This is a genomic window from Streptomyces sp. NPDC102441 (assembly GCF_044765585.1).
Taxonomy (GTDB): Bacteria; Actinomycetota; Actinomycetes; order Streptomycetales; family Streptomycetaceae; genus Streptomyces.
Genome location: NZ_JBIWKH010000002.1, coordinates 544,818 through 568,030, shown reverse-complemented (window position 1 = coordinate 568,030; position 23,213 = coordinate 544,818). Strand labels below are relative to the sequence as shown.

The 23,213-nt window shown below is 71.2% G+C and carries 26 protein-coding genes and 2 pseudogenes; 19 read left to right on the top strand and 9 right to left on the bottom strand.

Annotated features, from left to right (window positions below; all coding sequences use genetic code 11):
* Positions 1 to 25 precede the first annotated feature (25 nt).
* Positions 26 to 418: a cupin gene (locus tag ACIREO_RS06110; RefSeq protein WP_404105673.1), complete on the bottom strand. Its 393-nt coding sequence runs from the start codon at positions 416 to 418 to the stop codon at positions 26 to 28.
* A complete protein-coding gene (locus ACIREO_RS06105; protein ID WP_404105670.1) occupies positions 415 to 1,863 on the bottom strand; it encodes an MFS transporter in 1,449 nt (482 codons plus the stop codon). The genes ACIREO_RS06110 and ACIREO_RS06105 overlap by 4 nt, the downstream gene beginning before the upstream one ends.
* Positions 1,864 to 1,919: 56 nt before the next feature.
* Between ACIREO_RS06105 and ACIREO_RS06100 the strand changes: the two genes are divergently transcribed.
* Positions 1,920 to 2,591, top strand: a complete 672-nt coding sequence (locus ACIREO_RS06100; RefSeq protein WP_404105667.1) for a TetR/AcrR family transcriptional regulator — start codon at positions 1,920 to 1,922, stop codon at positions 2,589 to 2,591.
* A gap of 64 nt (positions 2,592 to 2,655) precedes the next feature.
* Here the strand turns inward: ACIREO_RS06100 and ACIREO_RS06095 are convergent, their stop codons facing one another.
* Positions 2,656 to 3,084 (bottom strand): peptidase inhibitor family I36 protein, encoded by a 429-nt coding sequence (locus tag ACIREO_RS06095; RefSeq protein ID WP_404105664.1) that lies wholly within the window; start codon positions 3,082 to 3,084, stop codon positions 2,656 to 2,658.
* Positions 3,085 to 3,348: 264 nt separating this feature from the next.
* Positions 3,349 to 4,959: an MFS transporter gene (locus ACIREO_RS06090; protein ID WP_404105661.1), complete on the bottom strand. Its 1,611-nt coding sequence runs from the start codon at positions 4,957 to 4,959 to the stop codon at positions 3,349 to 3,351.
* Positions 4,960 to 5,125: 166 nt separating this feature from the next.
* On the opposite strand from ACIREO_RS06090, the gene ACIREO_RS06085 reads away from it, so the two are divergent.
* From ACIREO_RS06085 to ACIREO_RS06055, 7 genes are all read left to right on the top strand, one after another.
* Positions 5,126 to 5,743: a TetR family transcriptional regulator gene (locus tag ACIREO_RS06085; protein ID WP_404105658.1), complete on the top strand. Its 618-nt coding sequence runs from the start codon at positions 5,126 to 5,128 to the stop codon at positions 5,741 to 5,743.
* Positions 5,744 to 5,979: 236 nt separating this feature from the next.
* Entirely contained in the window at positions 5,980 to 7,191 is a 1,212-nt protein-coding gene (locus tag ACIREO_RS06080) for an alpha/beta hydrolase (protein ID WP_404105656.1), read from the top strand.
* 108 nt (positions 7,192 to 7,299) lie between these two features.
* The gene (locus ACIREO_RS06075; protein WP_404105653.1) at positions 7,300 to 8,223 is read left to right on the top strand and encodes a DUF4429 domain-containing protein; all 924 of its coding nucleotides are present in this window, start codon (positions 7,300 to 7,302) and stop codon (positions 8,221 to 8,223) included.
* Between the two features lie 137 nt (positions 8,224 to 8,360).
* Positions 8,361 to 9,710 carry a sensor histidine kinase gene (locus ACIREO_RS06070; RefSeq protein ID WP_404105650.1) on the top strand — a complete coding sequence of 450 codons (1,350 nt, stop codon included), beginning with the start codon at positions 8,361 to 8,363 and terminating at the stop codon, positions 9,708 to 9,710.
* Positions 9,707 to 10,387: a response regulator gene (locus ACIREO_RS06065; RefSeq protein ID WP_404105647.1), complete on the top strand. Its 681-nt coding sequence runs from the start codon at positions 9,707 to 9,709 to the stop codon at positions 10,385 to 10,387. The genes ACIREO_RS06070 and ACIREO_RS06065 overlap by 4 nt, the downstream gene beginning before the upstream one ends.
* 176 nt (positions 10,388 to 10,563) lie before the next feature.
* Entirely contained in the window at positions 10,564 to 11,607 is a 1,044-nt protein-coding gene (locus ACIREO_RS06060; RefSeq protein ID WP_404105644.1) for an alpha/beta hydrolase, read from the top strand.
* Positions 11,604 to 12,812, top strand: a complete 1,209-nt coding sequence (locus ACIREO_RS06055) for an acyltransferase (RefSeq protein WP_404105641.1) — start codon at positions 11,604 to 11,606, stop codon at positions 12,810 to 12,812. The genes ACIREO_RS06060 and ACIREO_RS06055 overlap by 4 nt, the downstream gene beginning before the upstream one ends.
* Before the next feature lie 16 nt (positions 12,813 to 12,828).
* On the opposite strand, the gene ACIREO_RS06050 is transcribed toward ACIREO_RS06055, so the two are convergent.
* The gene (locus tag ACIREO_RS06050) at positions 12,829 to 13,848 is read right to left on the bottom strand and encodes an aldo/keto reductase (protein WP_404105638.1); all 1,020 of its coding nucleotides are present in this window, start codon (positions 13,846 to 13,848) and stop codon (positions 12,829 to 12,831) included.
* Between the two features lie 4 nt (positions 13,849 to 13,852).
* Positions 13,853 to 14,311 (bottom strand): MerR family transcriptional regulator, encoded by a 459-nt coding sequence (locus ACIREO_RS06045; protein ID WP_404105635.1) that lies wholly within the window; start codon positions 14,309 to 14,311, stop codon positions 13,853 to 13,855.
* Positions 14,312 to 14,398: 87 nt separating this feature from the next.
* On the opposite strand from ACIREO_RS06045, the gene ACIREO_RS06040 reads away from it, so the two are divergent.
* Entirely contained in the window at positions 14,399 to 15,220 is an 822-nt protein-coding gene (locus ACIREO_RS06040; RefSeq protein WP_404105765.1) for a serine hydrolase domain-containing protein, read from the top strand.
* 14 nt (positions 15,221 to 15,234) lie between these two features.
* Here ACIREO_RS06040 and ACIREO_RS06035 read toward each other — a convergent pair.
* A pseudogene (locus tag ACIREO_RS06035) lies at positions 15,235 to 15,645 on the bottom strand (ATP-binding protein); the annotation flags it as partial.
* A gap of 83 nt (positions 15,646 to 15,728) precedes the next feature.
* Here ACIREO_RS06035 and ACIREO_RS06030 point away from each other — a divergent pair.
* The 5 genes from ACIREO_RS06030 to ACIREO_RS06010 are packed head-to-tail and all read left to right on the top strand — an operon-like array spanning position 15,729 to position 18,064.
* Positions 15,729 to 16,553: a helix-turn-helix domain-containing protein gene (locus ACIREO_RS06030; RefSeq protein WP_404105633.1), complete on the top strand. Its 825-nt coding sequence runs from the start codon at positions 15,729 to 15,731 to the stop codon at positions 16,551 to 16,553.
* Complete coding sequence (locus ACIREO_RS06025) at positions 16,537 to 16,803, top strand: DUF397 domain-containing protein (RefSeq protein WP_404105630.1); 267 nt, start codon at positions 16,537 to 16,539, stop codon at positions 16,801 to 16,803. The genes ACIREO_RS06030 and ACIREO_RS06025 overlap by 17 nt, the downstream gene beginning before the upstream one ends.
* Before the next feature lie 3 nt (positions 16,804 to 16,806).
* A complete protein-coding gene (locus tag ACIREO_RS06020; protein WP_404105627.1) occupies positions 16,807 to 17,334 on the top strand; it encodes an HAD domain-containing protein in 528 nt (175 codons plus the stop codon).
* The gene (locus tag ACIREO_RS06015; protein ID WP_404105624.1) at positions 17,321 to 17,689 is read left to right on the top strand and encodes a hypothetical protein; all 369 of its coding nucleotides are present in this window, start codon (positions 17,321 to 17,323) and stop codon (positions 17,687 to 17,689) included. The genes ACIREO_RS06020 and ACIREO_RS06015 overlap by 14 nt, the downstream gene beginning before the upstream one ends.
* Before the next feature lie 57 nt (positions 17,690 to 17,746).
* The gene (locus tag ACIREO_RS06010) at positions 17,747 to 18,064 is read left to right on the top strand and encodes a hypothetical protein (RefSeq protein WP_404105621.1); all 318 of its coding nucleotides are present in this window, start codon (positions 17,747 to 17,749) and stop codon (positions 18,062 to 18,064) included.
* Between the two features lie 37 nt (positions 18,065 to 18,101).
* Here ACIREO_RS06010 and ACIREO_RS06005 read toward each other — a convergent pair whose 3' ends face one another.
* The gene (locus tag ACIREO_RS06005; protein ID WP_404105618.1) at positions 18,102 to 18,467 is read right to left on the bottom strand and encodes a DoxX family protein; all 366 of its coding nucleotides are present in this window, start codon (positions 18,465 to 18,467) and stop codon (positions 18,102 to 18,104) included.
* Between the two features lie 104 nt (positions 18,468 to 18,571).
* Between ACIREO_RS06005 and ACIREO_RS06000 the strand changes: the two genes are divergently transcribed.
* From ACIREO_RS06000 to ACIREO_RS05990, 3 genes and pseudogenes are all read left to right on the top strand, one after another.
* Complete coding sequence (locus ACIREO_RS06000; RefSeq protein WP_404105763.1) at positions 18,572 to 18,949, top strand: winged helix-turn-helix transcriptional regulator; 378 nt, start codon at positions 18,572 to 18,574, stop codon at positions 18,947 to 18,949.
* Positions 18,950 to 19,256: 307 nt separating this feature from the next.
* Positions 19,257 to 19,889, top strand: a complete 633-nt coding sequence (locus ACIREO_RS05995) for a DUF4232 domain-containing protein (RefSeq protein WP_404105615.1) — start codon at positions 19,257 to 19,259, stop codon at positions 19,887 to 19,889.
* A 93-nt stretch (positions 19,890 to 19,982) separates the two neighbouring features.
* Positions 19,983 to 20,240: pseudogene (locus tag ACIREO_RS05990) on the top strand (LuxR C-terminal-related transcriptional regulator); the annotation flags it as partial.
* A gap of 6 nt (positions 20,241 to 20,246) precedes the next feature.
* Here ACIREO_RS05990 and ACIREO_RS05985 read toward each other — a convergent pair.
* On the bottom strand, positions 20,247 to 20,918 hold the full coding sequence (locus ACIREO_RS05985) for a pirin family protein (RefSeq protein ID WP_404105612.1): 672 nt from the start codon (positions 20,916 to 20,918) through the stop codon (positions 20,247 to 20,249).
* 78 nt (positions 20,919 to 20,996) lie between these two features.
* Here ACIREO_RS05985 and ACIREO_RS05980 point away from each other — a divergent pair, with 78 nt between their 5' ends.
* Both ACIREO_RS05980 and ACIREO_RS05975 read left to right on the top strand, forming a co-directional pair.
* Positions 20,997 to 22,196, top strand: a complete 1,200-nt coding sequence (locus tag ACIREO_RS05980) for a PucR family transcriptional regulator (RefSeq protein WP_404105609.1) — start codon at positions 20,997 to 20,999, stop codon at positions 22,194 to 22,196.
* 89 nt (positions 22,197 to 22,285) lie between these two features.
* The gene (locus ACIREO_RS05975) at positions 22,286 to 23,200 is read left to right on the top strand and encodes an ACP S-malonyltransferase (protein ID WP_404105606.1); all 915 of its coding nucleotides are present in this window, start codon (positions 22,286 to 22,288) and stop codon (positions 23,198 to 23,200) included.
* The last annotated feature ends 13 nt before the right edge of the window (positions 23,201 to 23,213 follow it).

Sequence of the window (23,213 nt, the reverse complement as noted above, 5' to 3'; positions counted from 1 at the left end):
CCCTTCGGCGTTCCGCCGGGTCGGATCAGGCGCCGTCACGCCGTTCGAGGCGGGTGCCCTGGCGGAGGGTGACCGACATGAGGTCGCTCGGGCAGTCGAGTTCCAGGCGGTGCCAGCGGCCTCGGGCGACGATCACGGCGGATCCCCCGGACAGCCGCACCACCTCCTCGGTCCCCCCTGGCTCGGCGGGACGGAAGTGGACGCGCAAGCCACCGGACAGGCAGCACACCGCCTCCTCCGCCTCCGGGTGCATCTCCCACTGGTCGGCGTGCACGTCGGCGTCGGTCTCCACGTGGAATGCGGCGATCTGCCACGCACCGGAGTCGCTCGTGGTCATCTGCCGTGCGGCGGCCCTGACTGCGCCGTCGGGGTGGAAGTGCAGGGCAGAGCCGAACAGATCGAGGGGCTGCGTCGTCATGACAGTGTTCCTTCCAGTTGGTCCTTCGCGGAGGGGGCGGTTCGCGGGGTGGGGGCGGCGGCCCGCCGGCGGGGCAGCACGACGGCCGCCACGACGGCGGCGAGCAGGAAGAGCGCGGCACCGACGGCCAGGCCGAGTGAGTACCCCTGGTTGAGTGCCGCGGGATCGCTGCCCGCGCCGGTGCGGTGGGCCGCTACGGTCGCGAGAGCTGCCAGGCCGACGCACCCGCCGAGCTGGCGGGCGCTGTTGAGCAGGCCGGAGGCCATGCCGGCCTCGTGGGAGGAGACGCCGGTGGTCCCGGCAGCGGCGACCGGGGCCAGGACGAGCCCCGCCCCGACACTGGTGAGGAGGGACGGGCCGAGTACGTCCGTGAGGAAGCCGCCGTCCGGCCGGATGAGGGCGAACCAGGCGAGGCCCGCGGTGGCCAGGAGCGCACCGGGCACCAGTGCGAACCGCAGGGAGCGGGCCGAGATGATCCGGGTGGCGGCGACAGTGCCGGCGATCAGGCCGACAGAGAAAGGCAGGAAGGCGACACCGGTCGCTGCGGCCCCCATGTCGAGCACCTGTTGCATGTACAGGGTCACGAAGTAGAAGGCCGAGAACTGCCCGGCCGCCGCGAGGAAGACGAGGACGTTGGCGCCGGCCACCCATCGTCCACGGAGCAGCCCGAGGCGCAGGAGGGGCGCGGGGGCCCTGGACTCCGTGAACAGGAAGGCGGCCAGCAGTACGGCCGCGGCGGCGAGGGTCGTCCAGGTACTGGTCGAGAGCCAGCCCTGTGCGTCGGTGCGCACGAAACCGAGGACCAGCAGCCCGATGCCACCGGTCGCCAGCACTGCTCCGAGCACGTCCAGCCGCTCGCGCGGGGCCGGTGGAACATCGGCCGGCATGCCCACGGGAATCAACAGGAGAGCCGCCGCGACGACGGGCAGGTTGACCAGCATGACCCAGCGCCAGCCGGCGTACTCGGTCAGCAGCCCGCCCGCGAGCACGCCCAGTGCGCCGCCTGCCGCGTTCGTCGCGCTCCACACCCCGAGCGCGCGGATGCGCCGTGGGCCCTCGGTGAAGGTCGTCATCAGCATGGCCAGGCCGGCGGGGGCGACGGCCGCCGCGCCCATGCCCTGCCCGGCTCGTGCCGCGATCAGCTGCCAGGGCGCCTGAGCCAGTCCGCCCGCCAGTGAGCACAACCCGAAGACGGCCAGCCCCAGGATGAGGAGCCGGCGCCGCCCGTACAGGTCGCAGGCGCGTCCGCCCAGGAGCAGCAGCCCTCCGAAGGCGAGCGCGTAGACGTGGACCACCCAGGACAGGTCGAGGGGCGCGAACCCCAGTGCGGAGCGGATGGTGGGCAGCGCGACATTGACCACCGCCATGTCCAGGGCGACGACGAACTGCGCGACGGCGACAGCAGCCAGCACGGCCCTGGGGCGGCTCGAAGAGTTTCTATACATGTATAAAAACTAGCCCCGCAGGGACGCGATGTCGATACCTGCGGGACGATGGGTGCATGCCGCAGCCCTCCGCACCACGCAAGACCGCCGGCCGACCGCCCCGGATCTCCCGGGAGGAGATCATCGACGCGGCTCTCCGGATCATGGAGGAGGGGGGCGTGGAGCGGCTCACGATGCGACGGGTCGCCACGGAGGTCGGGAGTACGCCGATGGCGCTCTACCACCACGTCCCCGACAAGGAGGGGCTGCTCCTCCTGCTCCTGGACGACTACGCGAAGCGGGCGCTGCGCAGGCCCGAGCTGCCGGCCGACCGGCGTGAGCGGGTCGTGGTCACCGCGGACGCGTTGCACGGGGCACTGGCCGCCTGCCCATGGATCGTCGAGGTGCTGACGGCCGACGACCTCCTGTCCAGGTCCGCGCTCTGGTTCGTCGAGCAGGTCGTGGACGGGCTCGTCGAGTGCGGGCTGTCCCTGGACGGGGCCGTGCACGGGTACCGCGCGATCTGGCACTACACCGCCGGGGAGATCATGATCCGGACGGCGGCGGCCCGGCGGCGCGAGGACGACGAGCGCCCCACCTTCCGGCAGGAGGTCTTCACGGATCTCGACCCCGACGAGTTCCCCCGACTGGCACAGGCCGCCGGCCGGTGGGAGACCCTGACCGCCCAGGACACCTATCTGAACGGTCTGCGGGCCCTGGTGGACGGCCTCGTCGCCGCCGCCCGCTGAGGACGCCGCCCGCCGGAGCCGGCAGACGGAGCCGGCGGACGGCGGACGGCGTCCGAAGTGCCGCTCAGCTCTCCCAGATCTTGAAGGCCCGGACCGCGTACGGCGACCGTGGCACCCAGGTGCCGCCGCCCGGGTACGTCTCGAACTCGCCGGTCTCCGCGCACTCGGCCGACTGGTAGGTGGTGACGGGCCGGCCCGTGCGGTTGACGAGCGCCTGGGCCTGGTGGCCGGCCGGCAGGGGGACGCAGCTCTCGATGTCGACGGTGGACAGCTCGTGGACCTGCGCGGCCCCGGCGAAGTCGGGCTTCGCCCAGAGGCAGAGCTGCCCGGCACCGCAGGGCGCGAGCCCTGCCGGAGCGGTCTGCGGGGCGGCGCGGAGGCGCTCCTGTCCGGTGGGGCCGTGGTGTGCGGCCGGCGCGGCGTCCGAGGACAGTGCCGTGGCCGGGACGAGTGCGGTGGCCGCCAGGGTGGCGGCTAGGACGGTCGTACGCATGGTGATCTACCCCCGTGGTCCAGTGCCGCGCCGGCCGAGGTCTGCCCGACGGGGCGAACCTTGGCCGACGTGGTGCCGGCGAGCCGGGCGGCCCGCCATGTCCGCACTCTGACCTGCGGAAGTACGGGCCGGGAAGGGGCTGAGGGGCGGACCACCCTGATAGGCGACAGCCCCGCCGGAACCGTCCGGCGGGGCTGTCGGTTGCGCTGGGTTGACGCCTGGGCCCCAGGGACTGCCCGGGGTGGGCCAGGTGTCTCCGAGGGATCAGATGTGGCCTGCGCCCATCCCCGCCTCGGCGTTCGTGCCGCGCTTGGTCAGCATGGCGACCAGGGCGGCGACCACCGCGACGATGCCCGCGACCATGAAGGCCGAGCTCATGCCCGACACGAACGTGTCATGGGCTACGCCCGTGATCTTCGCCGCGATCTCCGGCGGGGTGCCCGGGGCGACCGGCGGCATGCCGACCTTGATGGCGGCGGACGCCTGGTCCAGCTGCGCCGGATCGACCGGCGGGAGTCCCGCCGCCTTCCAGTTGCCGTCGAGCTTCGCGTCGACCTGGGCGGCCATGACGGCGCCGAGTACTGCCGTGCCGAGGCTTCCGCCGACCTGCATGGCGGCCTGCTGGAGCCCGCCCGCGACACCGGAGAGCTCCATCGGGGCGTTGCCGACGATGACCTCGGTCGCCCCGACCATCACCGGGGCGAGGCCGAGACCGAGCAGACCGAACCAGATGGACATGGTCGGCGTGCTGGTGCCGATGCTCAGCTGCGACATGCCGAACATGGCGACCGCGGTGAACACCATGCCGCCGACCAGCGGGACGCGCGGGCCGAGCTTGGTGATGGCGAAGCCCGCGAGCGGCGAGCCGATGATCATCATTCCGGTCAGCGGCAGCAGGTGCAGACCGCTGTCGACCGGGCTCATGCCGTGCACGTTCTGCAGGTAGAAGGTCACGAAGAACAGCCCGCCCATGAAGGCGAAGGCCATCATCACCATCAGCACCACACCCGCCGAGAGCGGCACGGAGCGGAACATGGCCAGCGGGATCAGCGGCTCCCTGACCTTCGTCTGGGTGAACGCGAACGCGGCGAACAGGACGACGGCGGCGACGATGAAGCCGATCGTCTTCGGGTCGCCCCAGCCCCACTCGGAGCCCTTGATCAGCGACCAGATCAGGCAGAACATCGCCAGCGACAGCAGCACGATGCCGCCGATGTCGAAGGACCTGGGCGCGTTCTCGGCGCGGTGGTCCTTCAGGATCACCAGGCCGAAGACGAGCGCGAGCACGCCGACCGGCACATTGATGAAGAAGACGGACTGCCAGCTGACGTGCTCCACGAGCACACCGCCGAGGATGGGGCCGCCCGCGGTCGAGGCACCGATCACCATGCCCCAGATGCCGATCGCCATGTTCAGCTTCTCGGCGGGGAAGGTGGCGCGCAGCAGGCCGAGCGCCGCCGGCATCAGCAGGGCGCCGAAGAGGCCCTGGAGCACCCGGAAGACGATCACCAGGGTCACGCCCTGGGAGAGGCCGATCGCCGCCGAGGCGGCGGCGAAGCCCGCGATGCCTATCAGGAAGGTCTGCCGGTGGCCGAAACGGTCACCGAGCTTGCCCGCGGTGATCAGGGAGACCGCGAGGGCGAGCATGTAGCCGTTGGTGATCCACTGGACGTCGGCGAGCGAGGCGCCGAGGTCCTGCTGGATGGCGGGGTTGGCGATCGCGACGATCGTGCCGTCGAGCGCCACCATCATCACGCCGATGGCGACGGCGAAGAGCGTCAGCCAGGGATGGCCGCGCAGTCCCTTCACCGGTGCGGGAACAGGGGTGTCTTCAGGCTCCCGCGGTGCCTTCTCGACAGTGGTCTGACTAGTCATACCCAGGACGTTATGTCAGCTACTGACAGTTGACAAAGCAATTCACAGGACAGTAACTGTCACGTAGCTCACAGCTGAGCTGAACAGGTAAAAGCACCGAAAAGAGGTCCGGTACGTGACATGCAGGCAGACACCCGGGGTTCACCTGCCGAGCACCCTGACCGGATTGCGCGAACGCAAGAAGCGGCACACCCGCGAGGCCCTGGTGCACGCCGCCCTCAGGCTCTTCACCACGCAGGGCTACGAGCGGACGACGGTCGACGAGATCACCGACGCCGTCGACGTCTCCCAGCGCACCTTCTTCCGCTACTTCGCCAACAAGGAGGCCGTCGCCTTCGGCGTCCAGGAGACGATCGACGCGCGCTTCCTCACGGAGCTGCGTCAACGTCCCGCCTCGGAGACCCCTTTCGAGGCACTGCGCCAGGCCGCCCAGAACGCCTGGAGCACCCTCACCGAAGCCGACGACGACGGCATCACGGCCGAACTCCAGATGCGCGCCTACCGGATGATCGAATCGACCCCCGCGCTGCACGCCGCCCACATGCGGCGCCACATCGGCCTCGAGCATCAGACCGCCGTGCTGATCGCGGAGCGTGAGGGGCTCGACCCGGAGGCGGATCCGCGCCCCAGGGTGGCCGTCGCCGCGTTCTCCGGGGTGATGCGGATGACCGGGCAGCTGTGGGGCCGGCGGAAGGACGCCGGGCCGGCCGCGCTCCGGGAACTGACCGAACTCCATCTGGACCAGCTCGGACCTGCGCTCTCCGGGAGCTGGCGGGCCGCGTAGCCGCGTCCTTACGCGAACCGCACAGCTGTGCCGCACCCCTCATCGCTCCGGAATGGCCGAACTCACAATGCCCCCGCCCCTCAGACCGATTCGCGCACCCGGCGCGCCTCCGTCGCGCCCGACCGTGGATCCGGCGCACACGGTGGGTAAGAGACGGACGGTCAATTCCCCGCGGTCGAGTGATCCGTGTCACCCCTGCCTCGACGCCGTGCGCGCGTCTCCTAGGGTGGGGCGCAGTGACTTCCTTCGACTCCTCCCCCACTCTGACCGCATGGCGCGCGCTGCTCGCCATCGCGGTCGTGTTCGTGATGCTGGCGACCACCGGATGGACCGCCGTGCGTCAGCAGCACTCCTCCGCGCCACGCGAGGTGGCGCTCGCTTCCTGGGCGAAGGACCGCATAGCCGGTCACGCCCTCCCGGACGTGAGCGCCCCGGCGTACCGGCTGGCCCACTTCTTCGCGACGCTCACGGCGGGCCAGCAGGTCGCCCTGGCGGACAAGTACCCGCTGGTGGTGGGGAATCTGGACGGCGCGCCGGTCACCCTGCGCTACCGGGCCAACCGGCACGCGCTGGTAAAGGCGGAATGGGCCGAAGAAGAGAGAGCGAAGGACACGCGGCTCTCCCCGGACGGGCGCCATCAGGCCTCGCTCCGGCTGGCGCGCTTCCGGTCCATGCTCTCCGGCGACCGGCAGATCCTTGCCTTCGATCCGTCTGGCCGCGGCCGGGCTGCCGAGGTCCTCGGCGACCTCGACCGGGCCGAGCGGATCTCGGTCGTCGTGCCCGGGGTCGACACGAATCTCCTGACGCTGGAGCGCACAGGCGTCAAGAAGAACGCGGCGCCCGTCGGCATGGCGCAGTCGCTGTACGACGCCGAGCGCTCGGCGCGCCCCGGTTCGCGTACGGCGGTCATCGCGTGGGCCGACTACACGGCGCCCGTCGGGATCGGCATGGACTCCGCGCTGGGCGGGCTCGCCACGGAGGGGGCGGAGCGGCTGAACTCGCTCCTGGACGCACTGCCCGGCACCTCGGACGTCTCGCTGTTCTGCCACAGCTACGGCTCCGTGCTGTGCGGCGTGGCAGCGCATGAGCTGCCGTCCAGGGTGTCCGACATCGCGGTCGCCGGCAGCCCCGGGATGCGGGCGGGCAGCGCGGGTGGCCTGCACACCGAGGCCAGGGTGTGGGCGATGCGGGACAGCGGCGACTGGATCGAGGATGTGCCGAACATGGCGGTCGGCGGGCTCGGACACGGCGCCGACCCGGTCGACCCGGCCTTCGGCGCGCGCATCGTGTCGGCGGGCGGCGCGATCGGGCACAGCGGCTATTTCGAGCCGGGCACCGAGAGTCTCAGCAACTTCGCCGCGATCGGCGTGGGCGCCTACGACTCGGTCAGCTGTGCGGGCTCCGATGGGGCGTGCCACAGGGAGATCTCCGGCGATACGGAGGCCTGACGCGCGTAGAAAGACGTCTGGCGCGCGTAAGAGAGCGGCGAACGGCCTGCCCGATTTCGCCTGTACCGAGGGGGGACGTGCGGGGCTGTGCCACATACGATGAGGCACATGGGTGATGTGCTGGCCGGAATTCATGCCACCTGGGAGTTCGACACCGACTCCGTGCTCATCCGCTTCGAACGGGGAATCCGTACGCCGAGGCTCTTCCAGAGCCTGCGTGAACGCCGTATTCCGTACACGGCGTTGTCTTCGGTGACGCTGACCCCGGGCAAGCGGGGCACGGTGGTGCTGCGCGCGGTGCCGAGACCGGGTGCCGATCCGCTGCTGGAGGCCGCGGCCGGGCAGCTCAAGGAGGGGAACGACCCCTACCGCCTGGTGCTGCCCGCCGAACGCGAGACGCTTGCCGAGTACTACGCGGACGAGTTGCGCGGGGTGCTCGGATCCGAGGCGTCCCTGCCCGCCGAACGCTTCCTGGTGACGGCCCCCGAGGCACCGATCCACTTCAAGGCCTATGACGGCCGGGCCGGTTTCGACGGGGCTCTCGTCTCCTTCCGGTGGTTCTGGACTGGGGCGTCGAGCGCCAAGTGGAAGTCGGGCGACCAGACGTTTCCCGTGGCGGAACTGGGCGGGATCGAGTGGCGCTCGCCCGAGGCCTTCGAGGGGTACCTCCGGCTGGTGCCACGCGGTTCGGCGGCCGACTCCGACGGCGGCCCCGGGCCGGACCCGGTACCCGGCGCCGGGCAGACGTCCGTGGGGCGTGTCCAGCCGGACCAGGATCCCTCCGCTGTCGTGTTCGGCCTGGGCTACGGGCCGGTGCACGAGTCGCTGCCCTTCGCCGCGGCGGTCCTGGAGTCCGTCCGCCGGACCCAGTCGGTGCCGGTCGCGACCGCTCCGGTCCCGGTGGGCGGCGCGCGGCGCGACCCGGCGGACATCGCGGAGCGGATGCGCCACCTCGGGGACCTGCACCAGGCCGGTCTGGTGACGGACTCGGAGTACAGCGCGAAGAAGGCGGAGCTCCTCGCCGAGCTTTAGGGCGAGGAGCAGAGGTGCTCGCCGAGCTTTAGGGCGAGCAGCAGAGGTGCTGGTACCCCGGTACGGGGCCGACAGCCTCCGGTCCACCCTGCGGTATGACGCCGCCCGGCACACTCCGCGCCTACTCTGACCCGATCATGCCTGCTTCTCCCGCCGGGCCCCCGCCCGCCGACGGTCTGCTGAGCGCCGCCCGCCGCAATCTGCGCGAGCTCGCCCACGGGCTGTCCCACGCGTCCCATCCGCCGACCCCGTCGTTCGCCGACTCCCCGAGGCGCTGGCTGCGGCTGATGCCGTACGCCGTCGTGCTCGCCCTCGCAGCCATCTTCATCCCCGTCACGATCCAGGTGCTGGCCAACGACTACGGGGTGCCCGGCGGATTGGCCGGAGCTCTGGCCGTCGGGCAGGCCGCGCCCCTGCTGATGCTGGCGCACCGGCCACTGCAGGCCTGGTGGATCGTCTTCGCCGCCGACATCGTGGGCGCGCTGGTGATCCTGGGGCAGCCGGACCACGCGGGGACCATCTGGCCATGGCCCCCGCCGGTCATGGTCGGCTACCTCTTCGTGCTGCTGGCCCTCGGACTGCGGGAGAGCCGCCGGACCGCGATCGGCGTCTGGCTGGTGACGGGCACGGTGGGGCTGGTGCTGCATCTGGCCGCGTCCTCGCGCAGCGACGGCAGCGCGCTCCTGCTGTTCATCCTCGGCGGCTTGGTGCTGGTGATCGGGGCGGTGGTACGCGAGCGGGGCGACGTGCAGCGCCGGCTCGTCGAGCAGGAGACGATCAGCGAGGCCGAGCGGGCGCAGCGGACGCTGCTGGAGGAGCGCACCCGGATCGCCCGCGAGCTGCACGACGTCGTCGCACACCACATGTCGGTGATCACGGTGCAGGCCGACTCGGCTCCGTACCGGGTCGGCGGGCTCTCCGAGGAGGCGCAGGCGGAGTTCGCGTCGATCGCGGCCGGGGCCCGGGAGTCGCTGGCCGAGATGCGCCGGCTGCTGTCGGTGCTGCGGAGTGACGGCAGCCGGGGCGAGCTGGCCCCGCAGCCCGGCCTCGACCGGGTCCAGCAGCTGGTGGAGGCGACGGTGCGGGCGGGACTCCCCGCCGAGCTGTCGCTGGCCTCGGACGTGCGGGAGGCGCTGGAGCGGGGCGGTGTCCCGCAGGCGGTGGATCTGTCGGCGTACCGCATCGTGCAGGAGGCGCTGGCCAATGTGGTGCGGCACGCACCCGGAGCGCGGACCCAGGTGTCGGTCACCGCGCGCGACGGAAACCTGACGGTGCTGGTCGTCAACGACAGTGCTCAGAGGCCCGGTTCGCCGCTGGAGACGTCGGGGACGGGACACGGGCTGGTCGGCATGCGCGAACGCGTACGGTTGACCGGCGGCACACTCGACACCGGCCCGCTGCCGGACGGGGGCTTCCGGGTGGCCGCGCGGCTCCCGCTGCCGCCGAACCGGCCGCCCTCGTCATCCGCGACTCCGGAGGAACAGTGACCATCCGTGTGATCATCGTCGACGACCAGGCCATGGTGCGGGCCGGGTTCGCCGCGCTGCTGGCGGCGCAGAGCGACATCGACGTGGTGGGCGAGGCCCCGGACGGGCGCAAGGGTGTCGAGGTCAGCAGGACGGTGCACCCGGATGTCGTCCTGATGGACGTCCGGATGCCGGAGATGGACGGACTGGCCGCCGCACGCGAGCTGTTGAGCCCGCCGATGGGCGTGGTCCACCGGCCGAAGGTCCTGATGCTCACCACGTTCGACGTCGACGACTACGTCTACGAGGCGCTGCGCGCCGGGGCGTCCGGGTTCCTCCTGAAGGACGCCCCTCCGGCGGATCTGATCTCCGCGGTGCGGGTCGTGGCGGCGGGCGACGCGCTGCTCGCGCCGTCCGTGACGCGGCGGCTCATCGCGGACTTCGCGCGTCAGCGCCCGGCTCCGCCGTCCGGCGGGCCCGCGCTGCGGCTGAACGGCCTGACACCGCGTGAGACCGAGGTCCTGGAGCTCATCGCCCGGGGCCTGTCGAACCAGGAGATCGCGGCACATCTGGTGCTGGCCGAGCAGACGGTGAAGACGCACATCGGCAAGGTGCTGTCCAAGCTCGGGCTCCGGGACCGGGCGCAGGCCGTGATCTTCGCGTACGAGTCGGGGCTGGTGGCTCCCGGGGAGGCGTAGCCTCCCGCAGTTTCCCGTTACCACCCGGGGCGTCGTAGGGCTTCCCCCCGGTACGCCCCCTACCCCGGTAGCACCCGGCAGTTGGCTCCGCGGTGTGACGCCCTGCCACCCATCGTCTTCCTACTTTCCTCTCCTGCGCACCGGACGGTGTGCGCACACCGTCCGGGGAGGAAACGATGCGCCGATTCGCGAGGACGCTGACCGCGGTCGCACTGGCGGCCACAGTGGTGGCGGGGACGGCCGGCTGGGCGTCCGGGAACACCCAGCAGGCGGTCACGGGACCACCGCCCGGCAGCGCCTCGTGGCGTGCCGACCAGGTACTGGGGCGGGAGCTGCCCGACCCGGGCCGTGCGAGGCCGGAACAAGTACGGGATTTCTTCCGGGGCTTGACCACGGCAGAGCAGCAGGAGCTGCTGGAGCGGCACCCGTCGGTGGTCGGCAATCTGGACGGGGCGCCGCTGGAGCTGCGTTACCGCGCCAACGCCCGTGCGCTGCGGGCCTCCGACGACCCGAGGTACGCCGGTCTCGCCGGTTCCGGCCGGCAGATCCTGGCGTTCGACCCGCGAGGGCGCGGCCAGGTCGCCGAGGTGTTCGGGGATCTGCGCTCCGCACGTCATGTGTCCGTCGTGGTGCCCGGCTCGGACATCGACGCCGGGACCTTCGACCGGCGCGGCGACGTGTACGGCACTCCGGCGGGCATGGCGAAGTCGCTGTACGCCGACACGGGTCCGGGCAGTGCGGTGATCGCCTGGGCCGGTTACACCACCCCCGTCGGCGTCGGCCTGGACGCGGCGACCGGAGGTCTCGCCGAGGCAGGGGCGGAGCGGCTGACCCGCTTCACCACCGGTCTCGCGGCCGACGGTCTGCCGGCGCCCGTCGTGTTCTGCCACAGCTACGGCTCCGTGGTGTGCGGTCTCGCGGCCTCCGGTCTCGGCGCCACCGACCTGGTCGTGCTCGGCTCCCCCGGGATGCGGGCCGACGACGTGGCCGGTCTGCACACCGGAGCACGGGTCTGGGCGGCCAAGGACGACACCGACTGGATCGACGACGTACCGCATGTCGAGGTGGCCGGTCTCGGCCACGGCGCCGACCCGGCCGACGAGGAGTTCGGTGCGCGTCGGGTGCCCGCCGAGGACGCGAAGGGCCACACCGGGTACTTCGCTCCCGGCACCGACTCGCTCCGCGCCTTCACCGCCATCGCCGAGGGGGTCTCGCGATGAGCGTGCGACAGCTGGTCTCCCGCATCGAAGCGGGCACTCCCGCCCACCGCGACCGCGCGGTCGACGGGCTGCGCGCCCTGGCGCTCATGGCCGTACCGGCCGGCCACTGGCTGCTCGGCGGATTCACCCTGGACGGCGACGGCGGCCTGCACAACGCCAGCCCGCTCTCCACCTTCGCCGGTCTCTCCCCGGTCAGCTGGGTGCTCCAGATGCTCGGCGTGTTCTTCCTGGTCGGCGGCTACGCCTCCGTCCTCTCCTACAACCGCCGCCCGTCCACCACCGGCGCGTGGCTGCGCGGCCGGATGGTCCGGCTCGGCAGGCCCGTGCTCGGCGTGACCGCCGTGTGGGCGCTCATGATTCCTGTGCTGTACGCCGCCGGGGTGCCCGAGGACACCTTGCGTACGGGGGCGAAGCTGGTGATCCAGCCGCTCTGGTTCGTCGGGGTGTACGCCGTGGTCACGGCACTCACGCCGTACTGCGTACGTCTGTCCCGGCGGCTCGGCGGCTGGGCGGCGGCCCCGCTGATCGGCTCGGTCGCCGTGGTCGACGTCCTGCGCTACGGGCCGTACGCGGACGCCGTGCCGTCCTGGCTGAGCCTGCTCAACATCCTTCCCGGCTGGCTCTTCGCCTATCAACTCGGCGTCTCCTGGGGCGAGGGCCGCCTCTCCCGGCGCGGCGCCCGGCTCCTGCTGATCGGCGGCACCGCCCTGTTCGCCGTGCTGCTGCTGGTCTTCCACTACCCGACGTCGATGGTCGGCGTACCGGGCGAGGCGCGGACCAACTCGCACCCGCCGTCGCTGCTGGTCCTCGCCCTGGCCTCGGCCCAGAGCGGTGCGGCGGTCCTGCTGCACGGCCGGATCGGCCGGGCGCTGCGCCGGCCCGCGCTGTGGGCGCCCGTGGTGGTGATCAACCTGTCGGCGATGACGATCCTGTGCTGGCACCAGACGGCGATGCTGACTGCGGCCGTCCCGGCCGCCTTCGCCGGAGCCGTACCGGGGCTGACGACGGCCCCGGACTCGGTCGGCTGGATCCTGGCCCGGGTGGCGTGGATGCCCCTGTTCGCGGCCCTCCTCGTGCTGATCTCGCGGTACGCCCGCCGGTTCGAGGCGCCCTGGGAGCCGGGTGACAGGACCGGAACAGCCCGCCGGGCAGCGGCGGGGCTGCTCGCGGCGGGCTTCGCGGTCTTCGCGCTACGGCTGGCGTGAGCCGACCGGGGGCGCCCTACTCGCGCGCGGTCGCCGTGTTGCTCATGTCCGGGTAGCGGTCCCCCGCCACCTGGCCCGCGATGGGCTCCAGCTGCTCCAGCTCGTACGAGGTCAGTGTGAGCCGGGTCGCCTCCACGTTCTCCAGCAGACGGCTCCGCTTACGCGTACCGGGGATCGGCACCACGGTCAGGCCGTGGACCTGCGCCCGCTGCTGCACCCAGGCCAGGGCGATCTGCGCGGCGGTGGCCCCATGAGCGGCCGCGATCTTGTGCAGGGGCTCCAGGAGCGCGGCGTTGGTCTTCGCGTTCTCGCCGGTGAAGCGCGGCTGGTGCTTGCGGAAGTCGTTCTGCCCCAGGTCCTTGGCGGCGTCCGTGAACGCCCCGGTCAGGAAACCGCGGCCGAGCGGCGAGTACGGCACGAGCGTCACCCCGAGCTCGACCGCCGCGGGCACGGCACTGCGCTCCACGTCCCGGCTGAAGAGCGACCACTCGGACTGCAGGGCCGCGATCGGGTGCACCGCGTGCGCCTCACGGAGCTCGTCGCCGGTCACCTCGCTCAGCCCGAGCTGCCTGACCTTGCCCTGCTGCACCAGCTCGGCCATCGCACCCACCGATTCGGCGAACGGGACGAGCGGGTCACGGCGGTGCATGTAGTAGAGGTCGATGACGTCGGTGCCCAGCCGGCGCAGGCTGGCCTCGACGGCCTCACGGATGTACGCCGGATCGTTGCGCACGCCCCGGTAGTGCGGGTCGTCGTCCCTGCGCTCGATGGCGAATTTGGTCGCCAGCGTGATGTCGTCGCGGTGCGCTCCCACGAACGGCGCGAGGAACGTCTCGTTGGCACCGCTGCCGTAGATGTCGGCGGTGTCGAAGAGGGTGACGCCGACCTCCAGCGCCGCCTCCAGGGTGTCCCGGGCGGACGCCTCGTCGGTCTCCCCGTAGAACTCGCTGATCCCCATGCAGCCGAGCCCCTGCACACCGACCTGCGGGCCTCCCGTACCGAGTTCCGCTGTCGCGATCTTTCCGGTGTCACTCATGTCTTCAGACCCCTTCCGACGCCGCGCGGGCGCCGCCATAAAAGTCGATCTTGTAGTCGAGTACGGCGAGCGTGCCCTGGAGCTCCGCGATCCGCGTCTTCACATCGCGCCGCGTCGCCTCCAGCAGCTCCTGCCGTTCGGCGAAGGTGTGGTCGCCCTCACGGAGCAGTTCCGCGTACCTGACCATGTGGGCGACCGGCATTCCGGTCAGCCTCAGCTTGCCCACGAAGGACAGCCAGTCCAGGTCACGGTTGCTGAAGCGGCGCTGGCCCGTGTTGGAACGGTCGACGTGCGGCATCAGCCCGATCCGCTCGTACCAGCGCAGGGTGTGGGCGGTGAGCCCGCTGTGGGCGACGACCTCGCTGATGGTGTACCGGTCCTGGCCGTCGGGACGCGGATGCGCCTTCGAGGCCGAAGCCGCCAAGGTGTCCGTCCCCGCGGAAGTGCTCTCCATCACCGTCATGCCCTCCACGCTAGAACCTTGGAGTGCACTCCAAGCAAGCGATATCGGGTGGCTATCCCGGTTCCCGCTCCCGTTAGGCTCGTGACCATGCAGAGCCTGGCGATGATCGAGAACTGGCCCGTCCCCACCGCGGCAGCCGCCGTCGTCACCTCGGACGGCACGCTCCTGGGTACCCATGGTCCCACCGCGCACCGCTTCCCGCTGGCTTCGGTCAGCAAGCCGCTCGCCGCCTACGCGGCGCTGGTGGCCTACGAGGAGGGCGCCGTCGAGCTGGACGAACCGGCCGGCCCCGAGGGCTCGACCGTCCGCCACCTCCTCGCCCACACCAGCGGCCTCGCCTTCGACGAGCACCGGGTCACGGCGCCTCCCGGCACCCGCAGGCTGTATTCCAACGCCGGCTTCGAGGTGCTCGGCGACCACATCGCGAAGGCCACGGAGATCCCCTTCGCCGAGTACACGCGCCAGGCGGTCCTGGAGCCCCTGGGCATGACGTCGACCTCACTGGAGGGCTCCCCCGCCAAGGACGGCGTCTCGACCGTGGACGACCTGGCGCGCTTCGCGGCGGAGGTGCAGGCCCCGCGCCTCCTCGACCCGCGTACGGTCCTGGAGGCGCAGAGCGTGGTGCACCCCGGCCTCAAGGGCGTACTTCCCGGCTACGGCCATCAGAACCCGAACGACTGGGGACTCGGCTTCGAGATCCGCGACTCCAAGTCGCCGCACTGGACCGGGCTTTCCTCCTCCCCCGCCACCTTCGGCCACTTCGGCCAGTCCGGCACGTTCCTTTGGATCGACCCGGCGGCGGGCGCGGCCTGCGTCGCGTTGACGGACCGGGCGTTCGGGCCGTGGGCGGCCGAGGTCTGGACACCGTTCACCGACGCGGTGCTCGCCGAGCTCGCCGCGTCCCGCTGAGCGGCCTCGCTGCCGAGGCACTCGAACCACACCGTCTTCCCGCCCCCGTCACGGCGCTCCTCCACGCCCCAGCTGTCGGTGACGGCGTCCACCAGGAGTAGCCCCCGCCCGCCCTCGTCGAGCACGTCCCCGGCGACGGCGCGAGGCAGCCGGGGGCACGCGTCCGCGACCTCGACCCGTACGCCCCCGGCGGGGAGCAGGAAGATGAGGGCCTGGCAGCGGCGCCCCGGAACATGCCGTACGACGTTGGCGATCAGCTCGGTGAGGGCCAACTCGGCCGCGTCCGCCACGTCGAGCAGGTCCCAGCGGGCGAGGTACATGCGCAGGATGCGGCGCAGATGCCGGGCGGAGTGCGCGCCCATCGCCAGATCGGCGCGGTAGTCCGCTTCGATGTCACCGGTTCGAGTACCGGGTACGTGATTCATGTCACCAGGATGCTACGAGTTGATTACTCTCGGCTACGACGTGAAACGAACGCCGCCAGGCGTTGAAGCGAGAGGCACCCGCCGTGGCCAATGTGCAGTCACTCGACCCCAGCGCTTCCCCGTTGGACTACTACGGCGGGGAGCTGCGCCGCCGGCGGGAGGCCAACGGCCTCAAGCAGGGCCAGCTCGGCGAGATCATCTTCTGCACGGGCTCGCTGATCGGCCAGATCGAGACGACGAAGAAGGTCCCGACCCGCGACTTCTCGGAACGCCTGGACGCCGCGCTCGGCACGGACGGGATGTTCTCACGGCTGGTCGGCCTGGTCCTGCGGAGCCAGCTGCCCACGTGGTTCCAGGCGTACGCGGACATGGAGGCGCGGGCGACGTACATCTCCACGTACCAGGCGCAGTTGGTGTACGGGCTGTTGCAGACGGAGGAGTATGCGCGGGCCTTGTTCTCCCTCGACCACCCCGACAAGGTTGACGAACGCGTCTCGGCCCGACTGGAGCGTCAGCGCATCCTGCACAGCGACCGCTCACTCGCCCTGTGGGTCATCCTGAGCGAAGCTGCACTGTGCCAGGAAGTCGGTGGCCGTGACGTCATGCGTAAACAACTGGCGCGACTGTTGGACTTCCGCCACAACCCCTGGGTGCAGATTCAGGTGCTTCCCTTCTCCGTGGGCCAACACACGGGCATGATTGGCTCGTTCAATCTGCTCAGGTTCGAAGATGATCCCGACCTGTTCTACGTGGACAGCTACGACCAGGGCCACATGACCGCCAATCCGCAGGTGATCAAGGAACGTTCGGTCGGCTACGCTCGATTGCAAGCCGCAGCCCTCTCCCCAGAGGACTCGGCGACACTAATCGCTCGCGTGATGGAGGAACGGTATGGAAACCAGCCATGACCTGGCCGCAGCGCAGTGGCGGAAGTCCTCGTTCAGCGGCCCGAACGGCGGCGATTGCGTCGAGTGCACAGTCACCGGCAGCGCGTCCTGGCGGAAGTCGACGTACAGCGGCAGCACCGGCGGTGAGTGCGTAGAGGTCGCCGACGGCTGCTCCGCATCCGTCCCCGTCCGGGACAGCAAGAACCCCGCCGGCCCCGTCCTCGTCCTGGGCACCGCCGCCTGGCAGGCCTTCGTGGACGGGCTCCGCTGACGCGTGACCGGTTCTTCGCTGCCCGTCCTCTTCCTCGATGTCGATGGCCCGCTCATTCCTTTCGGCGCCACCCGGCAGCAACTCCCTGACGGGTACCCCTCGTTCGACGCGCCGGGCCCGAATCCGCTGCTCTCCAGGATCGACCCGGCGCTCGGGCCCCGGCTGAGGGCGTTGCCGTGCGAGCTGGTGTGGGCCACGACGTGGATGTCCGACGCGAACGAGTGCGTCGCGCCGTGGCTCGGGCTGCCGGAACTGCCCGCCGTGGACTGGCCGGACCCGGCGCCCGACCACGCGCGGGGGCTTCACTGGAAGACTCCGGCCCTCGTCCGGTGGGCCGGCGGGCGCGCCTTCGCCTGGGTGGACGACGAGATCACCGACGTCGACCGCGCCTGGGTGGAGGCACACCACCCGGGGCCGGCCCTCCTCCATCGCGTCGAGGCCTGGCGGGGCCTGACCAGCGCGGACTTCGCCGCACTGGACGCGTGGCTGCGGCGCGCCTCCGATAGGTTCGACGGCTATGCGGACACCTGAGTACGACCTCGAATTCCTCGACCGGGCCGGGAAGACACGCGCCTGGGGCCTGGCCCTGCTGGCCCTGGCCGCGCTGCTCTGGCTCTGGGGCGCGGCACTGGTGGCGCTGCCGTACGACGGCTGCGAGTCCCGGTTGCTCACGGAGGGCGGCACGGCCAACACGGGGGAGGAGTCGGGCCAGGGCTGCCAGAAGGCGCGTGACTGGCCGGAGATGGTGGCCGTGTTCGGGGCCTCGATACCGGTCACGGCCGGCGGCGTGGCGCTCTTCACGATCGGCACGGTGACGCGCCGGATAGGCGCCTACGGTCAGGCGGTTCGCGAACTGGACAGGCAGGCGGCGAAGCGTAAGGACTGAGGGCGCGGTCGCCACCCTGTCGAAGCTCGGCTCACCGCCCCCGATAGATTCGGCCACATGCGATCACGTGATTACGACCTCGAGTTCCGCGACCGGGCCGCCCGTACACGCGCCTGGGGGCTGGCCCTGCTCTGCGCGGCCGCGCTGTTGTGGATCTGGGGTGCCAAGGAGCTGTTCCTGCCCCACGAGCCCGACCTGCAGGAGGTCGTCACGGTTCTCGGTGCCTCCATACCGGTCTCGGTCGTCGGCGGATCGCTCTTCGCGATCGGCACCGTGTCGCGCCGCATGAGCGCCCATGGCCAGGCGATGCGCGAACTGGACAAGCTGGCGGGCACATCGGCGGACCAGTCGCGCGGAGCGGGACGACTGGACTGACCACATCCGGTCGCACTGTCGTGGCCGGTCAACGGAGTCAGAGCCAGACGGTCCCCAGCCAGACCGCGACCGCGGCCAGCACCAGAAGCATGACGTTCAGCCCGGTCACCCGCGCCTCGCCCCGGGACAGGTGCAGCGCCAGGCCGCCGATCTGCACCAGGACCAGGCCGACCGCGGCGGCCACGGCGAGTACGACCGCGATGCCCGTGAGGGGCGGCAGGACGAGGCCGAGCACGCCGAGCACCTCCAGTGCCCCGATGGCCTTGACGAGCGGCATGGGCACCTGGTCGACCCAGGCCATCATGGGCCGCAACTGGTCCTGGTCCTGAAGGACCTTCTTGCCGCCCGCGTAGACGTAGAACACGGCCAGGAGCGCGGCGACGATCCAGTACGCGACCTGCATGGGGTGCCTCCCGTTAGTTACGAACCGTAAGTTGCCTCATCATGAGTCAGTACCGGGAGGCCTACAAAAGGCACACGGATGTGACTAACGGGCAGGGAGCGGCCGTGGAGCAGTACGAGCACACGTGCATGATCCGAGGAGACGGCGGCCGGGCGATCCGGGGGATCCTCGACCGCATCTGCGACAAGTGGACGATGCTGATCGTGGCGACGCTCGACGAGGGGCGTATGCGCTTCACGCACCTGCATCAGCACATCCCCGGCATCTCGCAGCGGATGCTCACCCTGACCCTGCGCAACCTCGAACGGGACGGACTCGTCTCCCGTACCGCCTACGCCGAGGTTCCGCCGCGCGTCGAGTACGCGCTCACCGCCCGGGGGAAGAGCCTCATCCCGCCGGCTCTGGCGCTCGCCCGCTGGGCGATCGAGCACAACACCCAGATCCAGGCCAGCAGAGCCGAGTACGACGCCCAGGACGGCTGACGGGTAGGAGAGGTGTGGCGCCCGTGAAGACACTGTGCCGCACGCGATCTTCAAGGGCCCGCAGGTCACGGCTCTGTCCCAGCCGTCGGCGTCCGGCGGGACCCCTGCCGGAGAGCACGGAACCCGGCGCTCCGCCGCGCCCCGGGCGGTGCGTGCCCGGTTCCGGCACCCCTGCGGCCCGCCATCGGATGTAACGGGCATGTATTAGGGGGCGGCCGGGTGGAACGTCACATGGGCCGGGGCGAGTCTTGTTGATCAGTAACGCTCGCAGTACCGAGCAGACGGCCCCGACCGCAAGGAAGAAACCATGCGCACCAAGACACTCACCCTCGCCGCCCTGACCCTCGCCGCCGGTCTCTCGCTCACCGCCTGCCAGGGAGGCGGGGACTCCGCCGCGAGCACGAACGACTCCGGATCCTCGTCATCCTCCTCGGCCGGGAAGTCCGCGGACAGCAGCGGGTCCGACGAGAACGCCTCGACCACCGGCGACGACTCGGTCACGACGCAGTCCGCCGAGGGTGGCAGCGGCAACGGGCAGATCACCACCGGCGCCTGCAAGACGGCAGACCTCGGCTTCAGCACCACCAACGGCATGGGCGAGGGCATGCTCACGGTCAGGCTCAAGAACAACGGCGGCGACACCTGCTCGCTCAAGGGCTTCCCCGGGGTCGACCTCAAGTCCCAGGACGCCTCCGGGCCCCTCAGCGCCGAGCGAAGCGACCTCACCGCCCCGGCCGTCGCCATCAACCCCGGCGAGACGACCCGCTTCACCCTGCACTACCCGCCGGCCGAGGGCACGGGCGCGTACGTCAGCGCCATCGAGGTCACCCCGCCCAACGAGACCCACTCCAAGGCCCTGTCGGTCTCCCTCCGCCTCCAGATCGCCGAAGGCGCCGACCAGAAGGTCGTGGTCGACCCGGTCGGCACCGGCAAGCAGTAGGACATCGCCACTGGGAAGTCACGGACGGTCCAGCCCCCTCAACCGGTCCTATTCCGGTCCGCAACCTCCCAAGAGGCGTCGACCCGACTACCGCTGGCCCCACGTGTCGCGGCGCGGCTGGTGGCCCGGATGCGCAGGCCCGCCCCGGTGGCACTGACGAGGAGAGAGGTGGATGTGCTGGGCGCGGTGGCCGACGGGCTTTCCAACGTGGAGATCGGCCGCCGGCTGGTGATCACGGAGGCCACGGTGAAGACACATCTGCTGCGGGTCTTCGCCAAGCTCGACGTGAGCGACCGTACGCACGCGGTGGTCAAGGCGCTGGAACTCGGGCTGCTGGAGCGGAGCCCGTAGGCCGTGTCACACCCCGGCGAGCTCCCAGATCAGCGTCTCGGCCGGCTCCAGCGCCTCCAGCTCCAGCCCCCGGGACTCCGTGATCCGGGCGGAGTCGCCCGGCCCGAGCTCCTCCCCCGCGAGGAGCACGCGGCCCCGTACGACGTGGACGTAGACGCCCGCCGCGTCGGGCACTGCGGTTCGCTCGCCCTCGGACTGCCGCCGCACATGGAGCATCGCGCCCGCCTCGGGGAGGGCGTACGGGGTGGAGTCGGCGATCCCGGCGACGTGCGTGTAGGAGGGTTCCCCTCCGGGCCGCAGCGGGGCCAGCCACATCTGAATGAACGTCAGCGGGTGTTCCCCGTCGTTGCGCTCGACATGCCGCACCCCGCCGGCCGAGCTGAGGTGCTGGACGTCTCCGGCCCGTACGACGGTGGCGTGCGAGGCCGAGTCGCGGTGGGTGAGCTCGCCCTCCACCACCCAGGTGACGATCTCGGTGTGGCTGTGCGGATGCTCGTCGAAGCCGGCGCCCGGGGCGAGACGCTCCTCGTTGCAGGCAAGGACCGGCCCGAAGCGCAGATTGCCGGGGTCGTAGAACCGCCCGAAGGAGAGTGCGTGCAGCGTCTCGATGCCCGCGGAGTCACCCGTGGCCGGGTCTCCGCCGCGGTAGCGGTCCCCGGAGCGGCGTACGTCCATCACGCCACCAAGGTATCCCCGTCGGCCGGTCTTCCGCCCCGCCCCTCCGGGCACCTGTCCCGATAAGGCAGTCTTGTGTGCGTGCCCCGACCCGATCCTGAGCAGCCCGCCTCGCACGACGCCCATCTCCACGCCGCGACCCTGAAACGCCTGGAGCAGTCCTCCGGCAGGCTGGCCGCCAACGCCATCGCCCGCATGGACGAGACGCTGCCGTGGTACCGGGCGATGCCGCCGGAGAACCGGTCATGGATCGGCCTGGTCGCCCAGGCCGGTATCGCCGCGTTCACCGAGTGGTTCCGGCATCCGGAGACGCCACAGGCCATCTCCACCGATGTGTTCGGCACAGCTCCGCGCGAGCTGACGCGGGCGATCACGCTGCGGCAGACCGTCGAGATGGTGCGTACGACGATCGAGGTCATGGAGACCGCGATCGAGGAGGTCGCGGCGCCGGGCGACGAGTCGGTGCTGCGTGAGGCGCTGCTCGTCTACGCCCGCGAGATCGCGTTCGCGACCGCTCAGGTGTACGCACAGGCCGCCGAGGCCCGCGGCGCGTGGGACGCCCGGCTGGAGTCGCTCGTGGTGAACGCGGTGCTGTCCGGCGAGGCGGACGAGGGCGCCGTGTCCCGGGCCGCCGCGCTCGGCTGGAACTCCCCCGAGCATGTGTGCGTCGTCCTGGGCACGGCCCCCGAGGGCGACAGCGAGCTCACCGTGGAGGCCATCCGGCGGGCGGCCAGGCACGCCAAGCTCCAGGTCCTGACCGGGGTCCTCGGACACCGCCTGGTCGTGATCGCGGGCGGCAGCGACAACCCGTTGAACGTCGCGAAGTCGCTGATCGGCCCTTATGCGGCCGGCCCCGTCGTCGCCGGGCCCGTGGTGCCCGACCTCCTCGCGGCCACCCGGTCCGCGCAGGCCGCGGCGGCCGGTCTCAAGGCCTGCTCGGCGTGGCAGGACGCTCCGAGGCCCGTCCTGTCGGACGATCTCCTTCCTGAGCGTGCGATGGCGGGAGACCCCGCCGCGCGCGATCAGCTGGTGGAGGAGATCTACAGACCGCTGGAAGAAGCGGGGTCGGCACTTCTGGAGACGCTGAGTGTGTATCTGGAGCAGGCGAGCAGTCTCGAGGGCGCGGCGCGCATGCTGTTCGTGCACCCCAATACCGTGCGCTACCGGCTGCGACGTGTGACCGACGTCACCGGGTGGTCACCCTCCGACGTCCGTTCCGCGTTCACTCTGCGGATCGCCCTCATCCTGGGGCGCTTGGCCGACAGGGACACTCAGTCCTAGACTTTTGTCGAACTTCAACAATTCCCCTGACGGTTCTTCGTCCCTGTCCCCACGGGCGTTCAGGGCCGTCCACAAGAGAGAGTGTGAGGGTGCTCGTACTCGTCGCTCCCGGCCAAGGCGCTCAGACGCCCGGCTTCCTGACTCCCTGGCTCGAACTCCCCGGTGCCGCCGACCGCATCGCGGGATGGTCCGACGCCATCGGGCTCGACCTTGCCCATTACGGCACGAAGGCCGACGCGGACGAGATCCGCGACACGGCGGTGGCTCAGCCGCTGCTGGTCGCAGCGGGTCTCCTCTCCGCCGCCGCCCTGGACGCCTCTCCCGGCGTCGTCGCCGGACACAGCGTCGGTGAGATCACCGCCGCCGCGCTCGCCGGCGTCATCGAGGACGAGGCCGCGCTCCGTCTCGTACGCACCCGGGGGCTCGGCATGGCCGAGGCCGCCGCGGTCACCGAGACGGGCATGGCCGCGCTCCTCGGCGGAGACCCCGAGGTCACGGTCCCGCACCTGGAGAAGCTGGGGCTCACCCCGGCCAACGTCAACGGAGGCGGCCAGATCGTCGCCGCCGGCACCGCGGCCCAGATCGCCGCGCTGACCGAGGACAAGCCCGAAGGTGTCCGCCGCGTGGTGCCGCTCAAGGTGGCCGGCGCGTTCCACACGCACCACATGGCTCCGGCCGTGGAGAAGCTGCGTGCGGCGGCCACCGCCCTGACGGTCGCCGACCCGAAGGTGACGTACGTGTCGAACGCCGACGGGAAGACGGTCGCCACCGGCGACGAGGTCATCTCACGGCTCGTCGGCCAGGTCGCCAACCCGGTCCGCTGGGACCTGTGCATGGAGACCTTCGCCGCGCTCGGTGTCACGGCTCTCATCGAGGCCGCGCCCGGTGGGACTCTCGTCGGGCTCGCCAAGCGCGCGCTGCCCGGTGTGAAGACCCTCGCGCTCAAGACCCCCGACGACCTCGACGCGGCCCGCGCGCTCATCTCCGAGCACGCAGGCGCCTAAGGAGCCCGAGAGC